Source organism: Chryseobacterium sp. ISL-6 (genome assembly GCF_018613715.1).
Lineage (GTDB): Bacteria > Bacteroidota > Bacteroidia > Flavobacteriales > Weeksellaceae > Chryseobacterium > Chryseobacterium paludis.
On record NZ_JAGGPT010000001.1, the window covers coordinates 69,865 to 89,461 of the forward strand.

At 34.7% G+C, this 19,597-nt stretch carries 16 protein-coding genes; 8 read left to right on the forward strand and 8 right to left on the reverse strand.

Annotated elements, in window-relative coordinates:
• Positions 1-6: 6 nt before the first annotated feature.
• The 6 genes from J7E44_RS00305 to J7E44_RS00330 all read right to left on the reverse strand — a co-directional run bounded on the left by J7E44_RS00305 (position 7) and on the right by J7E44_RS00330 (position 6,803).
• Positions 7-1,125, reverse strand: coding sequence for a carboxylate-amine ligase (locus J7E44_RS00305; RefSeq protein ID WP_214824227.1), 1,119 nt, complete (start codon positions 1,123-1,125; stop codon positions 7-9).
• Between the two features lie 33 nt (positions 1,126-1,158).
• A complete protein-coding gene (locus J7E44_RS00310) occupies positions 1,159-2,112 on the reverse strand; it encodes an ATP-grasp domain-containing protein (protein WP_214824231.1) in 954 nt (317 codons plus the stop codon).
• 50 nt (positions 2,113-2,162) lie between these two features.
• On the reverse strand, positions 2,163-2,876 hold the full coding sequence (locus J7E44_RS00315) for an alpha/beta hydrolase-fold protein (RefSeq protein WP_214824234.1): 714 nt from the start codon (positions 2,874-2,876) through the stop codon (positions 2,163-2,165).
• A 32-nt stretch (positions 2,877-2,908) separates the two neighbouring features.
• A complete protein-coding gene (locus tag J7E44_RS00320; protein WP_214824237.1) occupies positions 2,909-4,120 on the reverse strand; it encodes an ATP-grasp domain-containing protein in 1,212 nt (403 codons plus the stop codon).
• Positions 4,121-4,260: 140 nt separating this feature from the next.
• Positions 4,261-5,676, reverse strand: a complete 1,416-nt coding sequence (locus tag J7E44_RS00325; RefSeq protein WP_214824239.1) for a leucyl aminopeptidase family protein — start codon at positions 5,674-5,676, stop codon at positions 4,261-4,263.
• A 5-nt stretch (positions 5,677-5,681) separates the two neighbouring features.
• Positions 5,682-6,803 carry an alpha/beta hydrolase gene (locus J7E44_RS00330; protein WP_214824241.1) on the reverse strand — a complete coding sequence of 374 codons (1,122 nt, stop codon included), beginning with the start codon at positions 6,801-6,803 and terminating at the stop codon, positions 5,682-5,684.
• Positions 6,804-7,017: 214 nt separating this feature from the next.
• On the opposite strand from J7E44_RS00330, the gene glgB reads away from it, so the two are divergent.
• The 8 genes from glgB (at position 7,018) to apaG (ending at position 18,007) form a co-directional block, all read left to right on the forward strand.
• A complete protein-coding gene (glgB, locus tag J7E44_RS00335; protein WP_214824243.1) occupies positions 7,018-8,967 on the forward strand; it encodes a 1,4-alpha-glucan branching protein GlgB in 1,950 nt (649 codons plus the stop codon).
• 1 nt (position 8,968) lies between these two features.
• Entirely contained in the window at positions 8,969-10,375 is a 1,407-nt protein-coding gene (locus tag J7E44_RS00340; protein ID WP_214824245.1) for a glycogen synthase, read from the forward strand.
• A gap of 37 nt (positions 10,376-10,412) precedes the next feature.
• Positions 10,413-10,907, forward strand: a complete 495-nt coding sequence (locus J7E44_RS00345) for an FEKKY domain-containing protein (protein WP_214824247.1) — start codon at positions 10,413-10,415, stop codon at positions 10,905-10,907.
• Positions 10,908-10,922: 15 nt separating this feature from the next.
• A complete protein-coding gene (locus J7E44_RS00350; protein ID WP_214824250.1) occupies positions 10,923-12,191 on the forward strand; it encodes a glucose-1-phosphate adenylyltransferase in 1,269 nt (422 codons plus the stop codon).
• A 69-nt stretch (positions 12,192-12,260) separates the two neighbouring features.
• Positions 12,261-13,301: an SRPBCC domain-containing protein gene (locus J7E44_RS00355; protein WP_214824253.1), complete on the forward strand. Its 1,041-nt coding sequence runs from the start codon at positions 12,261-12,263 to the stop codon at positions 13,299-13,301.
• 123 nt (positions 13,302-13,424) lie between these two features.
• Positions 13,425-16,241 carry a 2-oxoglutarate dehydrogenase E1 component gene (locus J7E44_RS00360; RefSeq protein ID WP_214824256.1) on the forward strand — a complete coding sequence of 939 codons (2,817 nt, stop codon included), beginning with the start codon at positions 13,425-13,427 and terminating at the stop codon, positions 16,239-16,241.
• 36 nt (positions 16,242-16,277) lie between these two features.
• Positions 16,278-17,537, forward strand: a complete 1,260-nt coding sequence (odhB, locus tag J7E44_RS00365; RefSeq protein ID WP_214824259.1) for a 2-oxoglutarate dehydrogenase complex dihydrolipoyllysine-residue succinyltransferase — start codon at positions 16,278-16,280, stop codon at positions 17,535-17,537.
• An 83-nt stretch (positions 17,538-17,620) separates the two neighbouring features.
• The gene (apaG, locus tag J7E44_RS00370; protein WP_251040435.1) at positions 17,621-18,007 is read left to right on the forward strand and encodes a Co2+/Mg2+ efflux facilitator ApaG/CorD; all 387 of its coding nucleotides are present in this window, start codon (positions 17,621-17,623) and stop codon (positions 18,005-18,007) included.
• Here the strand turns inward: apaG and J7E44_RS00375 are convergent.
• Together J7E44_RS00375 and J7E44_RS00380 are read right to left on the reverse strand one after the other, a co-directional pair.
• The gene (locus J7E44_RS00375) at positions 18,004-18,558 is read right to left on the reverse strand and encodes a 3'-5' exonuclease (protein ID WP_214824273.1); all 555 of its coding nucleotides are present in this window, start codon (positions 18,556-18,558) and stop codon (positions 18,004-18,006) included. The two genes, apaG and J7E44_RS00375, sit on opposite strands and share 4 nt — an antisense overlap.
• Before the next feature lie 68 nt (positions 18,559-18,626).
• On the reverse strand, positions 18,627-19,595 hold the full coding sequence (locus J7E44_RS00380; protein ID WP_214824275.1) for a glycosyltransferase family 2 protein: 969 nt from the start codon (positions 19,593-19,595) through the stop codon (positions 18,627-18,629).
• Between the last annotated feature and the right edge of the window lie 2 nt (positions 19,596-19,597).

Genomic DNA, 19,597 nt, shown 5'->3' on the forward strand with positions numbered 1-19,597 from the left:
AAAATATCATGAAATAGTTTCGCCGTGGGTAATACCATATTCGGTTTCAGAAATCATATAATCTACTACTTTGGTAAGGTCGCCTGTTTCCTTAAAAATTTGAAGTTGTCGGTCTGCTCCGGTTCCGTTTTCTAAAATTTTCCAGGCGTATTCAACTTCCTGGCGACAACCTAGATCATCTACCACATCATCAATGAACTCAAGAAGTTCTTTCAATAAATGGGGATAAGGTACAGATTCTTCTTTACCAAAGTCGATCAAATGAGCATCGATTCCACTTTTGGAAGCCCGCCATTTATTTTCATTTAATAATAATCTTCTATAGCTTCTGAAGCTTAGGTTTTGCTGATGAAGTTTATAAATCTTTGCTACTAAACTTTGCATGATTGCTGCCAAGCAAACGGTCTCGTCAATTCTTAATGGCATGTCACATATTCTAAACTCAATAGTAGGATAGAATGGATGTACACGAAGGTCCCACCAGATCTTTTTTGCATTATCAATAGTTCCTGTTTTTACTAAAAGATCTACATAACTGTCAAATTCAGCCAATGAATTGAAGTAACTAGGAATTCCAGTTCTTGGAAATTTTACAAAAATCTCCTGTCTGTAGGACTTAAAGCCTGTATTTCTTCCTATCCAAAAAGGTGAATTGGTGGACAATGCATAAACATGAGGAAGAAAATAACGCATTACATTTTGAATTCTTACCCCTTCTTCGCGATTGGGAATTCCAATATGAACATGCAACCCAAAAATAAGATTTTCACGTGCTACATCACCCATATCATCAACAATCTTTACGTAACGTTCTCCCTGAGTAATGGGATTGTCCGACCAGTGAGAAAAAGGATGTGTTCCTCCTCCTGATACACGAAGTCCCTGCTCATGGGCTATATTGATAAGGTGTCTTCTTAAGTTAGTAAGTTCTGTTCTTGCTTCCTGAATATTCTGACAGATGCCTGTTTCCATTTCAATCATGGATTCATGCATTTCGTGCTTTAAGTTCTCACTTAAAACAGCTTTTCCACCTTCAATAATTTTAGAAACATGAGAAATTAGATCTCTGCTGTCAACATCAATAATTTGATATTCTTCTTCGATTCCTATAGTAAACTGATGCATTTCCTTGTGTTTTTTATATTCTCTCCCACTGAATTATTTTATTGAGTCTTTTACAAAAGTTCCCCATGAAATGTTGGGTTTTCCAGGAACATATTCTTTAGCCTTTTCAATGGCAAATTTTGCAGCATGCTCTACAATCCAGGCGAAATTTTCTTCCCCAACAGAGTTTCTGTCTGCATCTGGTGCAGGATTACAGAAGTCGATGGCATACGGAATACCATCTTTTACAGCGAATTCTACCGTATTAAAATCATAGCCTAATGCCTCGTTCATTGTAATCGTATAATCATGAATGGTTGTTAATAGTTTTTCCAACTCTTCACCATCCGTCTGATGACTGGTAGCATATCTTAAATGAGGTTCATTTCTAGGTTCATAAGGCATAATATGAACATATTTCTTTCCTAAGCAATAAACTCTGTAATAATCATCGAAAATAATTTCTTCCTGAACCATCATAACAAGCTGTTCTGTTTCACCTAGTTTATTCCATAGATCTTCTGGATTTTCTACTCTGTAAACGTTTCTCCAGCCTCCGCCGTCGTGAGGTTTCATATAGGCAGGAAAACCTACATAATCAAAGATGTATTCCCAGTCGTGAGGGAATTTTAAATTTCTGAATGACGTTTCTGAAGTATTAGCCGGTCTTTCATGGGATGGTAATAAAACAGTTTTAGGAAGTGGAATTCCCAGTTTTGACATCAAAGCATTATTGAAAAACTTTTCATCAGCACTCCACCAGAATGGATTATTGATAACATACGTTCCATTCAATGCTGCATTTTTGAGATAAGCTCTGTAGAAAGGGACATCATGAGAAATTCTGTCTATAATAACAGCATAACCATAATCAACACCCTGTGCCAGCTTATCGATATGTACAGGTTCTGCTATAATTTCTCCACCTCCTAATTCATTGACCTTTTCAATAAATGCCCAAGGAAATGTGTTTTCCATACCGAATAGAATTCCCACCTTTTTTGCCATAATTGTTGTTTTTAGTGTTTTTATTAATAAGGGATTATTTAAAATTTATTCTAAGAGAAAAATGCGCTGATAAATGTTGGAAAGACCATTCTCCAAAGAGGCCAGTCATGATTGATCCATTTTCTTTCATCATACCAGTAATCAATTCCTTTTGATTTTAAGATTTCTGCCATCTCCACATTTTTATCTTTACAGATGTCCTGATCAGAGGTACTCAATACAATATGCATGTGTTTGTATTTCCAGGCTTCATCGTTTTTTATAAATTCTCTGGGACAATTATAATATACCAGATCATCAGAATATCCATCCATAAAATTTCGAATGCTGAATGCTCCTGAAAGACAGAATAGGTGTGATACTACGTCAGGGAATCTAAAGGCAAAGTTTGCAGCATGATAACCTCCAAAGCTTGCTCCCGCAATGGCAACCCTATGTGTTTTATGTAATTTCTGAATATAAGGAACGAACTCCTGAATTAGAAATTGTACATATCTTTCATAATTTTTTATTCTTTGTTGTGGAGATATGGAATCGTCATAAAAACTCCAGCTATCAATTGTCTGAACATTATAAAGCTTTACTTTTCCTTGTTCTACAAACCAATTGATACTTCCATTAAGATGAAAATCGTGATTCTGAGTATATAAACCCTGAGAAGTGGGAAACATAATAATAGGATGTCCGTAATGTCCGGTGACCTCCACTTTAATATTCATTCCCAATATATTTGAATAATAATCAGTATGTTCTATGTGTGGCATTTTAGAATAATTAATTTAAAATTGATGTATAATTAGCTCGTAGGCTTGCCTTTTGGAGGTAAAATGTTTAATAAACCTGTATTTATTTTCTCAGCAGCGGCGTCTAATCTTTCCTGTACAATATCAGCATTATCTGACTTATAAACAATTCCGACATGATAGTCTATGGGAAGGTATTTTACAATTTCTTCACATTCAAAATCACTATAATCAGGTTGTTGGGTTTTGATTAAAGCAATAATCAACCCGGCATAATGTTCTGTAGGTTTTGTAATATCATAACGCTTCGATCTTAGAAGAGCATCTTCAATTTTTGCCCATTCTCTCCAGATATTAATATTACTGGAAGCTTCTACAAGATCAGGAATATGGGCACCCCCAACTCTGGATGAAGTTTCTAAAAAGTACCATTTCCCATCATCTTTACTTCGTATGAACTCTGTATGGGTCGCGCCATTAAGTAGTCCAAAATTTAAAAGTACTTTGGCATTAACTTCTTCAAGAGATTTGAATTCATCGGAATCTTTTCCAAGTGTCTTAGTCCTGAAAACACCACCTTCATGAGAAACCTGCATTGGCGGAGCCAGATATTTTGATGCAGAAGTGAATACTATTTCTTTATTAAAGGTTAAACTGTCAACATGATAAACATCACCAGGTTTAAAGCTTTCCAATAAAAAGAGATGGCGTTCTTCACCTAGAGAATCTAAAGCCTCCCAAAGCTGATCTTTAGTCGTTATTTTTTTTATTCCTGAAGCTGAAGCCTCCGAACGTGGTTTCAAAACCCACGGAGCAGGTACTTTTCCAATAAATGTGTTAATTTCATCATTATTAAAAACTGGCGTGAATTCAGGAACATTAATGTCTGAATCTTTTGCTTTCTGCCTCATGGCCAGTTTATCTCTAAAATAACGATGTGTGGTTTGCCCCATCCCTGGAATACGGAAAGTTTCTCTGATCAATGCTGCTTTTTCTACATCATAATCATCAAGTGCTACTACCGCATCAATTTTCCTGGTTTGCATAAGATGTGAGAATCCCTGAACCAAATGATCCAGATTCCATACAGATGGTTTTAATTCAGGCATATAATACACCTCATCAATAGCGTGCCAAGGCCAGTTCTTTTCTTTAATGTTTTCAGATGTAATCAAGATTATTTTATTACCGAGCCGCTTCATTTCGTCCATGAAATCATAGCCCTTGTAATAGCACGAAATACATACTATAGTTTTCTCCTCCATACAGTGTTTTTGAAGTTTTAATAAATTATCAAAAATAAAAGCAAAATTTTATTGATTAATTAATATCAATAGTTGATCATTGCTGAGATTTTGAAAATCCTAAATCAATTATACAGAGAAATTTTGTAATAAACTAATTTTTAATGATAATTTTCGATTAAATCGGCCAGCAATTGCACTCCAAAGCCTGTTGACGCTTTTTCTTTAGCATATCCAACGCTTCCGAAAGCCACTCCGGCAATATCTAAATGAGCCCATTTCGAATGACCTTCAATAAATTGTTCCAGGAACTTTGCGGCAACAATACAATCACCAATAGGTTTCATAGAAATGTTTTTTAAATCCGCTACATCAGATTGGATATCATCTTTCCAAATATCCCATAAAGGGAGATTCCATAGCCTCTGGTTCGTTCTATCACCGGTTTTTATTAATGTATTTTTTAATTCTTCATTATTTGAAAATAAAGCACCACAAGTATCACCAAACATTCTTACAGAACTTCCTGTTAATGTTGCCAGATCAATAAGAAGGTCTGTTTTATAGTTTTTTGAAAGATAAGAAAGCGAATCAGCAAGAATCATTCTTCCCTCTGCATCTGTATTTAATACTTCAATTGTTTTTCCATTGTAAGCTGTAATTACGTCACTCGGAAGAAAGGCTTTTTCAGAAATTGAATTGTCGGTGATTGGTAAAATAACAACAAGATTAATAGGAAGCTGCATTTCTGAAGCATAAATTAAAGCTCCTAAAACAGCAGTGGCTCCACCCATATCAGATTTCATATAATGCATGTTCTCATGATTCTTTAAAGAGATCCCTCCAGTATCAAAGACCACACATTTTCCCACTAAGCCAATAGTTTTAGCGTTTTTTACAGTTGTTTTGTATTCTAAAATGGTAAAGGCTGCATCATAAGCACTTCCTTGATTTACTGAAAGATAGGCTCCAAGACCTAATTCTTCGCATTTTTTCCTGTTGAAAACAGTATATTTTAGCTGATGTTTTTTAGCTAAGTTTTTAAGATAAAGACTTAAAATATCTGGATTTTTAAGATTTGCAGGTTTGTTTAACCACTCCTGACAGGCCGTTTGGCCATTAGCTAATGCTATTGCTTTTTGGGTAATTACATCAAGTTTTTTCTGACTTAGATTTTCAAAATGAATCTCGAATGCCGGATTCCAGAACGGATGATTTTTATCGAAAGGATAGTTGTATGTTCCTATTAATAATCCCTTTATAAATTCTTCGAACTGTTTTTGATCAACAAAATTTCCTAACACTAACGTGGAAACAGCTTTTAAACTTTTTTTCTGGGTTTGGGAGAATTTTACGGCAACCTGCTGGACTTCAAAATTCTGAATCGATTCTTTTCCTAAGCCGATAAAATAGATTATACTTTCTTCAGTGGTATTAACAAATACTTCGTTTTTCTTTCCAGTGAAAAAAGTGGAAATATTTTTATTGAAATTTTTGCTTGTTTTTGTCCATTCTTCCTCTGTGAATAATTGAAAGACCTGGCTGTAGCTTTTATTTTTTTTGTTGATTAATTTCATAATTTTTACTGTTTAATGCTTTTTTGTTGTGGGGTTACTTCTACAGGGTTTTCTATGTTATCATAAAATAGCCATTCAATAGCCCTTGGAAATTCCTGAGACCAATAGAATTCACTATGTGTACCTTCAGGGTTGATATTGGTTTTGAATTCAAAATCAAAGAAATTTTTTTTCTCCCATTTTCTTAAATATTCTTCAAAGACATGGATTCGTTTTACCATTTTGGCTCCTTCCTGTCCACCACCATATAAATAAATTTTTGTTTTAAAAGGCACTCTGAAATTCATCATTGGGAAATTATTATTTGGTTCTACCCAAAGCGATGGTGAGAAAATTAAGAGCTTAGAATATACTTCTGGATAAAGAAATCCACTGTAGATACTGATCAAGGCGCCTAAAGAACTACCACCGATTCCTGTATTTTCCCTGTCTTTTTTAGTCCGGTACTGTTCATCAACAAATGGTTTTAAAGTATCTGTGATAAATCGGATGTATTTTTTGCCCTCAGACCCGTGGGCAACATGATCATTATCAAATATATATTCTTTTATTCTTTCTTCACTTCCATGTTCAATTGCGATGATTATCACATCTCCACGGCCATATTCAGCAAGAATAGAGAGTTTTTTGTCGATTTCCCAGTTTCCATACTCACTTCCTTCATTGAAGAGATTTTGGGCATCCTGAAGATATAATACGGGATAGCTTTTATTCGAAATATAATAATCGTAAGGTAGTAGTGCCCACACTTTACGGTGTCTGCCAAGTTGTGGGATATAAAATTCTTCCGAAATGATTTCTACAATAGGGAAGAACTCATCTTTAAAAGGACCCCAGTTGAGTCTCCACTTTTCTACAGTATCTGAAACTTCACCTGATGCTTTTTTGACTTTACGATTTGGAGTAATATTTCCGTATTTATCAAGTTCCACATTCTCCCAGCCTCCTTTTGTAAACTTATATTCTATATCAGAAGGCAGTATCTCATCAGCAATATCAATATAATAGTTGTTGGGATCCGTAAGTTCAAGTTTGTATCGACTGTCTTTTGGATTCCAATTATTAAAACTCCCTGTTACATATACAGTTCTTTCATCACTCTCATCAGTGTAAAGTTTAAACTTCATCATGTGTCTTTAAAAAATAATACGGCTAAATTTATAAAAAAACTTTAGATATATCTAGTCTGAAATTTTAGATAAAAACAAATATATAAATCAGTAAATTTTATATATTTGATAGACACGCGGATGAAATAACTTATATAACAATTATTTGAATTATAGTTAATTGTTTCTAGCTGTATTTTTCGTAGTTTCAAAGAATGTAAATTAAACACTAATGAACTCTGTTAAAACATATACACTTTTTACGGATCATGATGTTTATCTTTTTAAAGAAGGTAAACATTATAAGCTCTATGATAAATTTGGAGCGCATTCCGTAGAAAAGGACGGAGTACAGGGAGTTTATTTTTCGGTTTGGGCACCGAATTCAAAAAAAGTTTCTGTGATTGGAAATTTTAACAAGTGGAACCATAAGGAACATATTTTATATCCTCGCTGGGATGGATCGGGCATTTGGGAAGGATTTATCGAAGGGCTCACCTGGGGAACTTTATATAAGTACGCTATAGAGACAACCTATGGGGAGATTCTGGAGAAAAGTGATCCTTATGCATTAAGCTGGGAGCAAAATTTACAGGCTGCATCATTAATATCTACGACATGGTATGAATGGCAGGATAAGGATTGGATGAACAGCCGGTGGAAAGTGAACAGTTTAGACGCTCCAATCTCAGTATATGAGATGCATCTAGGTTCTTGGGTAAGAGAAGAAGATAATCCGGAAAAGTTTTTAAATTATCGGGACATAGCTAAAAAGCTAGTACCTTATCTCAAAGAAATGGGTTTTACTCATGTTGAATTTATGCCCATAATGGAATTTCCTTACGATCCGAGTTGGGGTTATCAGATTACGGGTTTTTATGCGGCAACATCCCGGTTTGGCTCTCCTCAGGATTTAATGTATCTGATTGATGAGCTTCATCAGAATGAGATAGGTGTTATTTTAGACTGGGTACCCTCTCATTTTCCTGGAGATGCTAACGGTTTGCATCGTTTTGACGGTTCTTTTTTATATGAACATGAAGATCCAAGGAAAGGGTTTCATCCTGACTGGAAATCTTATATTTTTAATTATGGAAGGAATGAAGTTAAGTCATTTTTAATTTCAAATGCCATGTTTTGGCTGGAAAGATATCATGCTGATGGATTGCGGGTGGATGCAGTGACTTCGATGCTTCATTTGGATTATTCCCGAAATGAAGGGGAATGGGAACCCAATAAATATGGTGGAAATGTAAATCTTGAAGCAAAATTATTTCTTCAGGAATTTAATACTGCTGTGTATAAAGAATTCGGAGATACTATTATAACCATTGCTGAAGAAAGTTCAGACTTTCCTTTACTTACAAAACCTGTACATGATGGGGGAGTAGGTTTTGGAATGAAATGGATGATGGGCTGGATGCATGATACATTGGATTATTTCAAACTAGATCCTATAAACAGAAAAAACAATCATCATAAACTGACCTTTGCTTCTATGTATATGTATAATGAAAATTATATGATGCCTTTATCTCACGATGAAGTTGTACACGGAAAGGCGAGTCTTATTTATAAAATGCCGGGTGATGAATGGCAGAAGTTTGCTAATCTTCGTACATTGTTTGTGTATATGTATACACATCCGGGAGCAAAATTGCTTTTTATGGGTGATGAATTTGGACAAACCAGTGAATGGAATTTTAAACAGAGTTTGGATTGGCATTTACTACAATACCCTGTACACAAAGGATTGCAAACCCTGATAAAGGATCTTAATCATGTTTACAGATATGAATCTGCCTTTTATGAAAATCAATTTAATTCTAAAGGGTTTGAATGGGTAGAAGCAAATGATCAGGATAACTCTGTCTATATATATTTAAGAAAAGGAAAAAGGAGAGATGATATTTTCATGGTCGTTCTCAATCTTACGCCACGTATTTTAGATTATAAGATTGGAGTAAATGAAGGAACGCACTGGGAAGTTATTTTTAATTCTGATGATGCAAGGTATCATGGTGGAGGGATTAATCCTGAAGTTCTGAAAGAAGAATATGAAGAATGGATGAGCAGGCCAAAATCAATAACTTTAAAATTACCCCCATTAGCAGGGTTAATTTTAAAACAGAGAAAAGATAAAAAGTATAAATTACATAGAATTAAATTACATAAAAAGTAAAATGATAGTTTATCATCTTAGCACGGAATGTTATCCGATAGCAAAAGTAGGAGGTCTGGCAGATGTTGTCGGGGCTTTACCAAAATATCAGAATAAAATAAAAGGGGTTGATGCCAAAGTTGTCATGCCTTGGTATAACAAATCTTTTGTGTATGATCATGAGTTTGACATAGTTTTTGATGGTTTCATTCATCAAGGCCCGAATATGCTTCAGGTTCAGGTAATGAAGGAGAAAACTGATGTTTTAGGTTTTGAACTTTATATGGTTAAAATTCCAGGACTTTTAGATCGTGATAATCCATATGGATATCAGGATGAGAGTTTTCAGTTTCTGGCTTTTCAACATGGTGTTTTACATTGGCTGAGTGCAATGGAAATTCGTCCTGACGTTTTACATTGTCATGATTATCATACGGGACTAGTTCCTTTTATGATTGAATACTGTGCTGAATTTAAGTTTTTAAAAGGAGTGAAAACCATTGGAACGATTCATAATGGAGAATATCAGGGAATGATGAGTTGGAGTATGGCACATTATATGCCATCTTTTGATAGTTATAAATGGGGGCTTTTAGACTGGAACGGACTGATTAATCCTCTTGCGAGTATGATTAAATGTTCAAGCGCTTTTACTACTGTTTCAGAAGGTTATCTGGAAGAACTGTTTATAAGTTTCCGGGGACTTGAAAGTTTGGTTCGTGAAGAATTCCGAAAAGCTTATGGGATTATCAATGGTATTGATACAGAGGTTTGGGATCCTGAAATAGATCCCATGTTGGATTATAATTTTAGTGTTAAAAATGCTGTTGAGCAGAAAAAGAAAAGTAAGGCAAAACTTTGTAAAGAATATGGACTGAAACCAGAGCTTCCGTTGTTTGCCTTTATAGGAAGGTTTGCAACTGAAAAGGGAGCTGATCTGTTGCCAGACGTTGTTTCGAGAAGTATAAGACAGAGCTATGGCGCTTTAAATATTATGATCCTAGGCTCTGGTAATAAGTATATCGAAGGAAAACTGCAAGAATATGAGCACTTGTACAGTAATTTTGCTCTTGATCTTGGTTATAAAGAATACCTTTCTCATAAGATATATGCCTCGGCGGACTTTTTACTAATGCCATCAAGGGTGGAACCTTGTGGGTTGAATCAAATGTATTCTATGAGATATGGAACGGTTCCGATTGTAAGATATACAGGAGGACTAAAAGATACAGTACAAGATATTTCTACGGGTGGTGCCGGATTGAATTTTGTTTATCCGGGAGTGGATGATGTAATCCATGCGATGAACAGGGGAGTAAATATATATAATCAGAAAGGTGCCATGAAGAATCTTATTACTGCGAATATGCAATTCGATTTTGCATGGGAGAAGTCAGCGGAGAAATATGTAGCATTATATAATAAATAAAATGTTTAGAGCAAGCTTTTTTCTTTTAATACTATGTATGATTTTATCTTGTAAAAAGGAAGAAACAAATAATAAATATTTTACTATTTTAGGCTATGGCCTTCCCAATATGTTAAACATCGAAGGAAGAAATGGAATAGCTGAAAAATGGAAAATTAAATATGTTGATGTAGCAGGTTGTGAGGTTGACCAAAAGCTGATGGATAGTGTTAATACTGAAAATAAAAAAACATTTGCCAAACTGGAAAATAGATATGGTAAAGACTGGAAGGTCAGGTATGATAAAAATGTTGAGGATTTTATGATCAATAAAGTAGATGTGATGGGTATCTTAATTACCAATAAATTATTTAGAAGTAAGCTTAGAGATTATAATATAGAAATTGATAATGTAGATAAAGAGGTAAAAGAATTGAATGATCAGGGTTTGTATGAAGTTGTTGTTGTTAACAATAATCTAAAATATGAGAATAAAGAGTGTTTTAGAGTGAAAGTAGATATTAAGAAAAGAACAGTAAACCTAATAAATTAAAACGCAAGATATTTTATGAATCGCAATGTTATTTCCATTGTTTTGGGAGGAGGTAGAGGGACGAGACTTTTTCCATTAACCTATTCAAGGTCAAAACCAGCTGTCCCAATTGCCGGAAAATACAGATTAGTGGATATTCCCATTTCCAATTGCTTGAATTCGGGATTGAATAAGATTTTGGTTTTAACACAGTTTAATTCCGCTTCTTTAAATTCTCATATTAAGAATTCTTTCCATTTTGATATCTTCAGCAAAGGCTTTGTAGATATTCTGGCTGCAGAACAGAATGTTGAAAATGAAAGTTGGTATCAGGGAACAGCAGATGCTGTGCGTCAGTCTATGAAGCATCTTGAAAAATATGATTATGATTATATTTTAATTCTTTCAGGGGATCAGCTTTATCAGATGGATTTCAGGCAAATGTTGGATTATCATATCGAAAAAGGAGGCGATGTTACTATTGCTACAATTCCAGTAAATGCTAAAGATGCAACAGGTTTTGGTATTTTAAAATCAGATGAAGAAGGGAATATTACTTCTTTTACTGAAAAACCGGGATTTGATATTTTAGGGGATTGGAAATCTGAAGTTTCAGAAAAGAATAAACATGAAGGAAAGGAGTATCTGGCATCAATGGGAATCTACATATTTACAAAGAGTATTCTTAAAAAGATGTTTGAAGATGGAGCAGGAGATGATTTTGGAAAAGATATCATTCCAAATTCAATCGGAAAATATACAACTCTGAGCTATCAATATGAAGGCTATTGGACAGATATAGGAACAATTGAGTCATTTTATGAAGCTAACTTGGATCTATGTCAGGATTTCCCACAATTTAATTTATTTTCTTCATCACCTATTTACACGAGGGCGAGAATGCTTCCACCATCTAAAATTAATGGTTCTTATGTAAGTAAGGCTGTTTTCGGGGATGGATGTATTATCATGGCTGATAAAATTGAAAACTCAGTAATTGGAAACAGAACAAGGATAGATAAAGGAAGTACGATTGTAAATTCTTATGTAATGGGTTCTGATTTCTATCAAAATACCACAGAAATTGTAATCAATGACCGGGAAGGCCGTCCTAATATGGGAATTGGAAAATACTGCTATATAGAGAAAGCAATTTTAGATAAAAACTGCTATATCGGAGATAATGTAAGGATAATAGGTGGGAAACATCTTCACGATGGGGATTATGAAACCCATTCCGTACAAGATGGAATTGTAGTAGTGAAGAAGGGGGCTGTTTTGCTTCCTGGGACACATATTGGATAATTTTTATAAACATACAACTAGAGTGATCAATATATTGGTCACTTTTTTTATTTGTCTTACTTTTGTGCGATGCGTTTTTTTAAAATAATTAGTGTAATTGTTGTTTTGCTGGTAGGTGCTTATGCGCTTTCTATGTACTATTTTGTGGAGGACAGTAAAAACTTTAAGATAGAAAAGGAAATAGATTATCCCGTGGATAAGGTGTTTCATCAATTCAATAATTTACAGAATTTCACCAGGTGGAATAATTTTTTCACAAACTCTCAATCTATTGACATTGATTATTATACTCCATATGAAGGAATGGGAAGTGCTATCAGCTATGTCGATCCTAAAAATGACAGAGATGGGGAGATGTTTATCAGATATGAAAATCCTAATCAAACTTTAAGATATCAGCTTTTCGAAGATAAAAATGAAAATCCAACTCTTGTAGATGTGAAATTCAAAGCTGTTTCAGCTGAAAAAACGAAAATTACCTGGTACGTTCATACGCCTAAATTATCAGTTTTAAGAAGAGTTGAAAACTTCTGGACTGAAGATCGGTTTGCTGAGAATATCGATAAAAGTATGGCCAGTCTGAAAAATGTTTTAGGAAATAAAGTTGAAAAAGATAATCAAATGGCTGCAATTAAATATGACAGTCTGATGGTTGAAAATGAAGAAGAGAAACTATTATTGGGAATTAATGTAAGTACTTCCAATAAAAAAGATGCATTGTATAAAAACATAGTTATGAATTATAATAAAGTTTATAATTATGTAAGTATGGATTTGGGTAAAAAAGAAGATGAATTTGGATTTCCGATTTTACTTACCGATGCAGATAATTACAAGGATAAGGAAGTTTCTTATTTCCTGGGAATTCCTTTATCCAAAAAAATGGGAATTACAGATAATAACTTTAGTTTCAGATCTGTAAGTCCTACTCAAAATTATATCATTTACTACAAAGGATCTTATGCAGGAAGAGTAAAAGCTATTCAGCAATTAATCCAGAAAGCAAAGAAAGATGAAATGCGTTTTGGTGATATTCGTCAGGTTTTTATCGAACGCCCAATAGAGGATCAGGATGTAAACGTGAAGCTTTCCCTATCCGTCTACAAGTAAATTATTGAAAATTATGTCTTTTATGGTTTTTTTAAGAATCTGAGACTGTCCTAAGTCGGTTTTTTTTATTAAATTTGAGGATTAATTATACAAACAAATTTAAATAATAGATAAACTGTAATAATGGACAGATTTTCATTCCTAAACGCAGCTCATTCTCAGTTAATTGAGGATTTATACCAACAGTACTTAAAATTTCCGGATTCTTTAGAGCCATCATGGAAAGCCTTCTTTCAAGGCTTCGATTTTGCCTTGGAGAACTACGGTGATGAAGATAACATCCAATATATTCAAGCTCCAGCGAATGCTGCCCCGGCAGCACAGCAAATATCTCAGGCGGTATCAAACGGAGAAGTTCCTGAGCACATCAAGAAAGAATTTAAGGTAGTAAACCTTATTGAAGCTTACAGAACAAGAGGTCATTTGTTTACAAAAACAAACCCGGTAAGAGAAAGAAGACATTACACACCTACTTTAGACATTGAAAATTTCGGTCTGAGCAAGGAGGATTTAAATACGAAATTTAACTGTGCTGTTGAAACAGGGATGAAAGAACCTGCAACACTACAGGATATTATCAAGCATCTGGAAAGAATTTATTGTGATTCTATAGGTGTTGAATATACTTACATCAACAACGTTGAAGAGAAAGATTTCATCAAAAAATGGTTACAGGTAAACGAAAACCATCCAAGTCTTTCAGCTAATGAAAAAACTGAGATTTTATTGAAGTTGAATCAGGCTGTAGCTTTTGAAAACTATCTTCATACAAAATTTGTTGGTCAGAAGAGATTCTCTCTGGAAGGAGGTGAAACATTGATTCCGGCTTTGGACCAATTGATCTCAAGATCTTCTCAGTTAGGAGTTGATGAGGTTGTTTTAGGAATGGCTCACAGAGGAAGATTAAATGTATTATCCAATATTTTTGGAAAATCTTACAAACAGATTTTCTCTGAATTCGAAGGAAAAGAATTTGAAGAAGATGTATTCTCTGGTGATGTTAAATATCACTTAGGATCTTCTAAAAAAATCAAAACAGCTTCAGGAGAAGAGGTTTCTATTAATTTAACGCCTAATCCATCACACTTAGAAACAGTGGCCGCCTTAGTAGAAGGGATCTGCCGTGCTAAAGTAGATGATAGATATGAGGGAGATTATTCTAAAATTTTACCAATTGTTATCCATGGAGATGGAGCTGTTGCAGGACAAGGAATTGTCTATGAAGTAGCACAGATGATGACTCTGGAAGGATATAAAACAGGTGGTACTGTACATATCGTTGTGAATAACCAGGTTTCATTTACAACAAACTATGCTGATGCAAGATCATCTACTTATTGTACAGATATTGCAAAAGTTACTGAATCTCCGGTAATGCACGTGAATGCTGACGATGCTGAAGCAGTAGTACATGCTATTCATTTTGCTGCTGATTTCAGAGCAAAGTTTGGAAAAGACGTTTATATCGATTTATTAGGGTACAGAAAATATGGTCATAACGAAGGAGATGAACCAAGATTTACGCAGCCTAATTTGTATAAATTGATTTCTAAGCACCCTAATCCAAGAGAAATCTATAAAGATAAATTAATCCAGGACAGTATCGTTTCTAATGATATCCTTAAGAAAATGGAAACTGATTTCAAAGAACTTTTAGATAAGGACTTTGATGCTTCTAAGGAGATCGAGAAAAACGCAATGGATATCTTTATGTCTGATGACTGGACGAACTATCCAATTGCAAAAAGAGGAGCTATGCAGTCTCCTGTTGATACAAAATATGATTTAGCGAAGCTGAAAGAATTGGCTATTAAAATGTCTACGCTTCCAGCTGATAAGAAATTTATAAGTAAAATTACAAGACTTTTCGAAAACCGTGTTAAAGCGATTGAAGGAAACTCTTTAGACTGGGCTTTAGGAGAGTGGTTAGCATATGCAACACTACTTACTGAAGGTCATAATATCAGAATCTCAGGAGAAGATGTAGAAAGAGGAACTTTCTCTCATAGACATGCAGTAGTAAAAACTGAAGACACTGAAGAAGAATATGTACCATTAAAGCAGGTTTCTGAAAACAGATTTGATATTTACAACTCTCACTTATCAGAATACGGAGTTTTAGGTTTTGACTACGGATATGCAATGGTTTCTCCAAATACGCTAACGGTTTGGGAAGCACAGTTTGGAGATTTCGTAAACGGAGCTCAGATTATTGTTGACCAATATTTGGCAGCAGCAGAAGAGAAATGGAAAGTTCAAAATGGTTTGGTAATGTTATTGCCTCACGGTTCTGAAGGACAGGGTGCAGAACACTCTTCAGCAAGATTGGAGAGATTCTTAACACTTTGTGCAAATGAAAACATGGTGGTGGCTAATATCACTTCGCCAGCTAACTATTTCCACTTACTAAGAAGACAATTAAAATGGACTTACAGAAAGCCATTAATTGTAATGAGTCCTAAGTCATTATTGAGACATCCTAAAGTAGTTTCTCCACTAGAAGATTTTGCAAACGGAGCTTTCCAACCTATCTTGGATGATCCTACTGCAGATCCTAAAAAAGTAGAAAAAGTAGTTCTTTGTTCTGGTAAATTCTATTTCGAATTGCTAGCTAAGAAAGAAGAACTTAATGCTGAAAACATCGCTTTAGTGAGATTTGAGCAAATATATCCATTACAAACTGATGCTATTGAACAAATTTTCAGTAAGTACGAAAATAGAAAAGAATTAGTCTGGGCTCAGGAAGAACCTGAAAATATGGGGGCTTGGTCTTATATCTTAAGAAACTTCAGAGATACAGGAATTCAGGTAATTGCTCCTGTTCCAAGTGGTGCTCCGGCTCCAGGAAGTCACAAGATGTTTGAGAAAAATCAAAATGCAGTGATCAACAGAGTTTTTAATACCAATGATGCACCAACAAAAAGACCTGTTACAGCTTAATTAAATAATAATCAATTAAAAAATAAAAAATACGATATGTCAGTTTTAGAAATGAAAGTTCCTTCACCGGGCGAATCAATAACAGAAGTTGAAATCGCGACTTGGCTTGTGAAAGATGGTGATTATGTAGAAAAAGATCAACCAATCGCTGAGGTAGACTCAGATAAAGCAACTCTAGAACTTCCTGCTGAGCAAAGTGGTATTATTACTTTAAAAGCAGAAGAAGGTGAAGTTGTACAAGTAGGTCAGGTAGTTTGTTTAATTGATGTAGATGCTGCTAAGCCGGAAGGTACAGCTGCTCCTGCTCCTGCTGCAGAAGCTCCGAAAAAAGAGGAAGCTCCTAAAGCTGCGCCAGTTCAGCAAGAAGCTCCAAAACCAGCTGCACAACCTGTAGCTGCTGCTCAAACGTATGCGACAGGAACTCCATCTCCGGCTGCTAAGAAAATCCTTGATGAAAAAGGAATAGATGCAGGTCAGGTTTCGGGATCTGGAAGAGACGGAAGAGTGACTAAAACTGATGCTGAATTAGCTGCTGTTCCTGCAATGGGAAGTGTATCTTCTACAAATGGATCAAGATCTACAACGACAACTAAACTTTCAGTTTTAAGAAGAAAAATTGCTTCAAGATTAGTTTCTGTGAAGAATGAAACAGCGATGTTAACTACCTTTAATGAGGTTGACATGTCTGAAATCTTCAGAATCAGAAAACAATATAAAGATGAATTCGCTCAAAAACATGGAATCGGACTTGGTTTTATGTCTTTCTTTACAAAAGCGGTAACAAGAGCATTGCAAATGTATCCTGATGTAAATGCATCTATCGATGGAGATTTCAAAATAAACTATGACTTCTGTGATATTTCAATTGCAGTATCTGGTCCTAAAGGATTAATGGTTCCTGTATTGAGAAATGCTGAAGATATGACTTTCAGAAGTATAGAAGCTAATATCAAAGATCTGGCTACTAAAGTAAGAGATGGTAAAATCAGTGTTGATGAAATGACTGGTGGTACATTTACTATTACAAATGGTGGTACTTTCGGATCTATGATGTCTACACCAATTATTAACCCTCCTCAATCTGCGATCTTAGGAATGCACAACATTATCCAAAGACCAGTTGCTGTAGATGGACAAGTAGTAATCCGTCCAATGATGTACGTTGCTATGTCTTATGACCACAGAATTATTGATGGAAAAGAATCTGTAGGATTCCTTGTAGCAGTAAAAGAAGGTATCGATAATCCTGTTGAAATATTAATGGGTGGTAACGAAAGAAAAGCATTAGAATTATAAATTTTAAGAAAATTATAATATAAGTTACAATCTCGCCTTAAAAAAGGCGAGATTTTTGTATTTATTTAATCAAATATAAAGTGATGTTCTCAAAAATAACTTCCAATATCAAAGTTTCAGTTGTTCCTGAATATGATAGTAAAAACAGTTACCCCTCTGAAAACCGTTATGTTTTTAAGTATAATATTACAATAGAAAATGATGGTGGTTTTCCTATAAAAGTTCTGAAAAGAAAGTGGTTGATCTTCGACGTAGGCTTTGGATATACAGAAATTATAGGAGATGGGGTCATAGGATTAACTCCTGAGATCTCTACAGGTGAAAATTTCGGTTATTTCTCTAATGTGATGTTACGTTCAGGAGTCGGAAATATGAGCGGAAAATACCTCGTTAAAAACATGGATACCCAGGAAAGCTTTGAAATAGATATTCCAAAATTTAATCTATTGTCAGAGGTCTTGAGTAATTAGAGCTGTTTAATCTTAGTTCTCAAGTAATCATGAATTTCTTCATTGCTGCTAAGAAATAGCTTTTCAAAAGCCAGTAAAGAGATTTTAGCACAGGCTTCTGCATCGTCTCCGGCTCTGTGGTGATTGAAACTGATCTGATGGTATTCAGACAGGTGTTTTAATCCATATTTAGGAAGGTAATTCCATGATTTTTTTGCCAGTTGAATACTGCATAAATAATTGAGCTTTGGTGTAAACATTCCGTAATGGTTAAGACACCCTCTTAATATTCCTGCATCAAAGCTTGCATTGTGAGCAATCATCAATGTTCCGTACATCATTTCTTCAACCTCATACCAGATCTCATCAAAAGTAGGTGAGTCCTTTACATCTTCAGGGACGATACCATGAACTGCTACATTAAATTTACTAAAATAGGGAAAGCTAGGTGGCTTTATGAGCCAGGTTTTAGTTTCCACAATTTGAGAATTTTGTACGATACAGACTCCAAGTTCACAAGCCGAGCTTCTATCATTAGTTGCAGTTTCGAAATCAATTGCACAAAAATCCATTTTGAAATATAAGTTGTGAGTTAAGAGCTATAAGTTATGAATTTAAATTTAATATGAATTATTCCTAATTAAAGAAAATGTTTGAAAATAAGCCATTTACTTTGATAAAATGTGCTTATTTGTCGGTTTTGACGTAATTTCCATGTTTGTGGAAGTTGTGCATAGAAACCAAAATGAGCTCTTACAACTGCCCAGAGATGAGGGAATCCATTTTTAAAACCAAAATAAATACCTGCAATACCATCTAAACAAAGTCGAAAGAAGATAAGCCAGATAAGCTGAGGGAAAGGTAGATTCTTGAGCATCATCGAAAGGTTATTTCTTATATTTAAATAAGTTTTCTGAGCGCTTTGTTTATTCAGAGTACCTCCTCCTACGTGATAAACTGTAGATTGGCCTGTATAATATATTTTCTTTCCGGTATTAATTAACCTCCAACATAGATCGATCTCTTCCTGATGAGCAAAGAACCTGTCATCGAAACCTTTTTGCTCCCAGAAATCTTTTGAACGGATAAAAAAGCAACATCCAGAAGCCCAGAAAATTTCTGTTTCATCATTGTACTGGCCTTTGTCTTCCTCTACATCATCAAAGATCCTTCCCCTGCAGTAAGGATATCCAAGATTATCAATTAACCCACCTCCTGCACCGGCGAATTCAAAATATTTTTTGTTAGTGTAGGATAGAACTTTAGGTTGGATAGCCGAAATTTCTAGGTCTTTTTCAAATATATTCAAGACTGGATCTATCCAGTTTTCCGTTACTTCAACATCCGAATTGAGTAGGCAGTAATATTCAGCTTGAATATTCTTTAAACCTACATTGTATCCACCTGCAAAACCATAGTTTTTATCATTTTTAATGATTTTTACTATTGGGAATCGACTCTGCAAATACGCTATTGAATCATCTGTAGAAAGGTTATCGATTACATAGATGTCTGCATTGGAAGAAAAACGAACAACGCTTGGTAGAAATTTTTCAAGCCAGTTTTTACCATTCCAATTTAATATAACAACTGCTAATTTTTTTGACATCT

Excerpts from the sequence above, each read along its gene's own strand:
- J7E44_RS00305 (WP_214824227.1), bottom strand. The coding sequence starts at position 1,125 with ATGCATCAGTTTACTATAGGAATCGAAGAAGAATATCAAATTATTGAT.
- J7E44_RS00310 (WP_214824231.1), bottom strand. The coding sequence starts at position 2,112 with ATGGCAAAAAAGGTGGGAATTCTATTCGGTATGGAAAACACATTTCCT.
- J7E44_RS00315 (WP_214824234.1), bottom strand. The coding sequence starts at position 2,876 with ATGCCACACATAGAACATACTGATTATTATTCAAATATATTGGGAATG.
- J7E44_RS00320 (WP_214824237.1), bottom strand. The coding sequence starts at position 4,120 with ATGGAGGAGAAAACTATAGTATGTATTTCGTGCTATTACAAGGGCTAT.
- J7E44_RS00325 (WP_214824239.1), bottom strand. The coding sequence starts at position 5,676 with ATGAAATTAATCAACAAAAAAAATAAAAGCTACAGCCAGGTCTTTCAA.
- J7E44_RS00330 (WP_214824241.1), bottom strand. The coding sequence starts at position 6,803 with ATGAAGTTTAAACTTTACACTGATGAGAGTGATGAAAGAACTGTATAT.
- glgB (WP_214824243.1), top strand. The coding sequence starts at position 7,018 with ATGAACTCTGTTAAAACATATACACTTTTTACGGATCATGATGTTTAT.
- J7E44_RS00340 (WP_214824245.1), top strand. The coding sequence starts at position 8,969 with ATGATAGTTTATCATCTTAGCACGGAATGTTATCCGATAGCAAAAGTA.
- J7E44_RS00345 (WP_214824247.1), top strand. The coding sequence starts at position 10,413 with ATGATTTTATCTTGTAAAAAGGAAGAAACAAATAATAAATATTTTACT.
- J7E44_RS00350 (WP_214824250.1), top strand. The coding sequence starts at position 10,923 with ATGAATCGCAATGTTATTTCCATTGTTTTGGGAGGAGGTAGAGGGACG.
- J7E44_RS00355 (WP_214824253.1), top strand. The coding sequence starts at position 12,261 with ATGCGTTTTTTTAAAATAATTAGTGTAATTGTTGTTTTGCTGGTAGGT.
- J7E44_RS00360 (WP_214824256.1), top strand. The coding sequence starts at position 13,425 with ATGGACAGATTTTCATTCCTAAACGCAGCTCATTCTCAGTTAATTGAG.
- odhB (WP_214824259.1), top strand. The coding sequence starts at position 16,278 with ATGTCAGTTTTAGAAATGAAAGTTCCTTCACCGGGCGAATCAATAACA.
- apaG (WP_251040435.1), top strand. The coding sequence starts at position 17,621 with ATGTTCTCAAAAATAACTTCCAATATCAAAGTTTCAGTTGTTCCTGAA.
- J7E44_RS00375 (WP_214824273.1), bottom strand. The coding sequence starts at position 18,558 with ATGGATTTTTGTGCAATTGATTTCGAAACTGCAACTAATGATAGAAGC.
- J7E44_RS00380 (WP_214824275.1), bottom strand. The coding sequence starts at position 19,595 with ATGTCAAAAAAATTAGCAGTTGTTATATTAAATTGGAATGGTAAAAAC.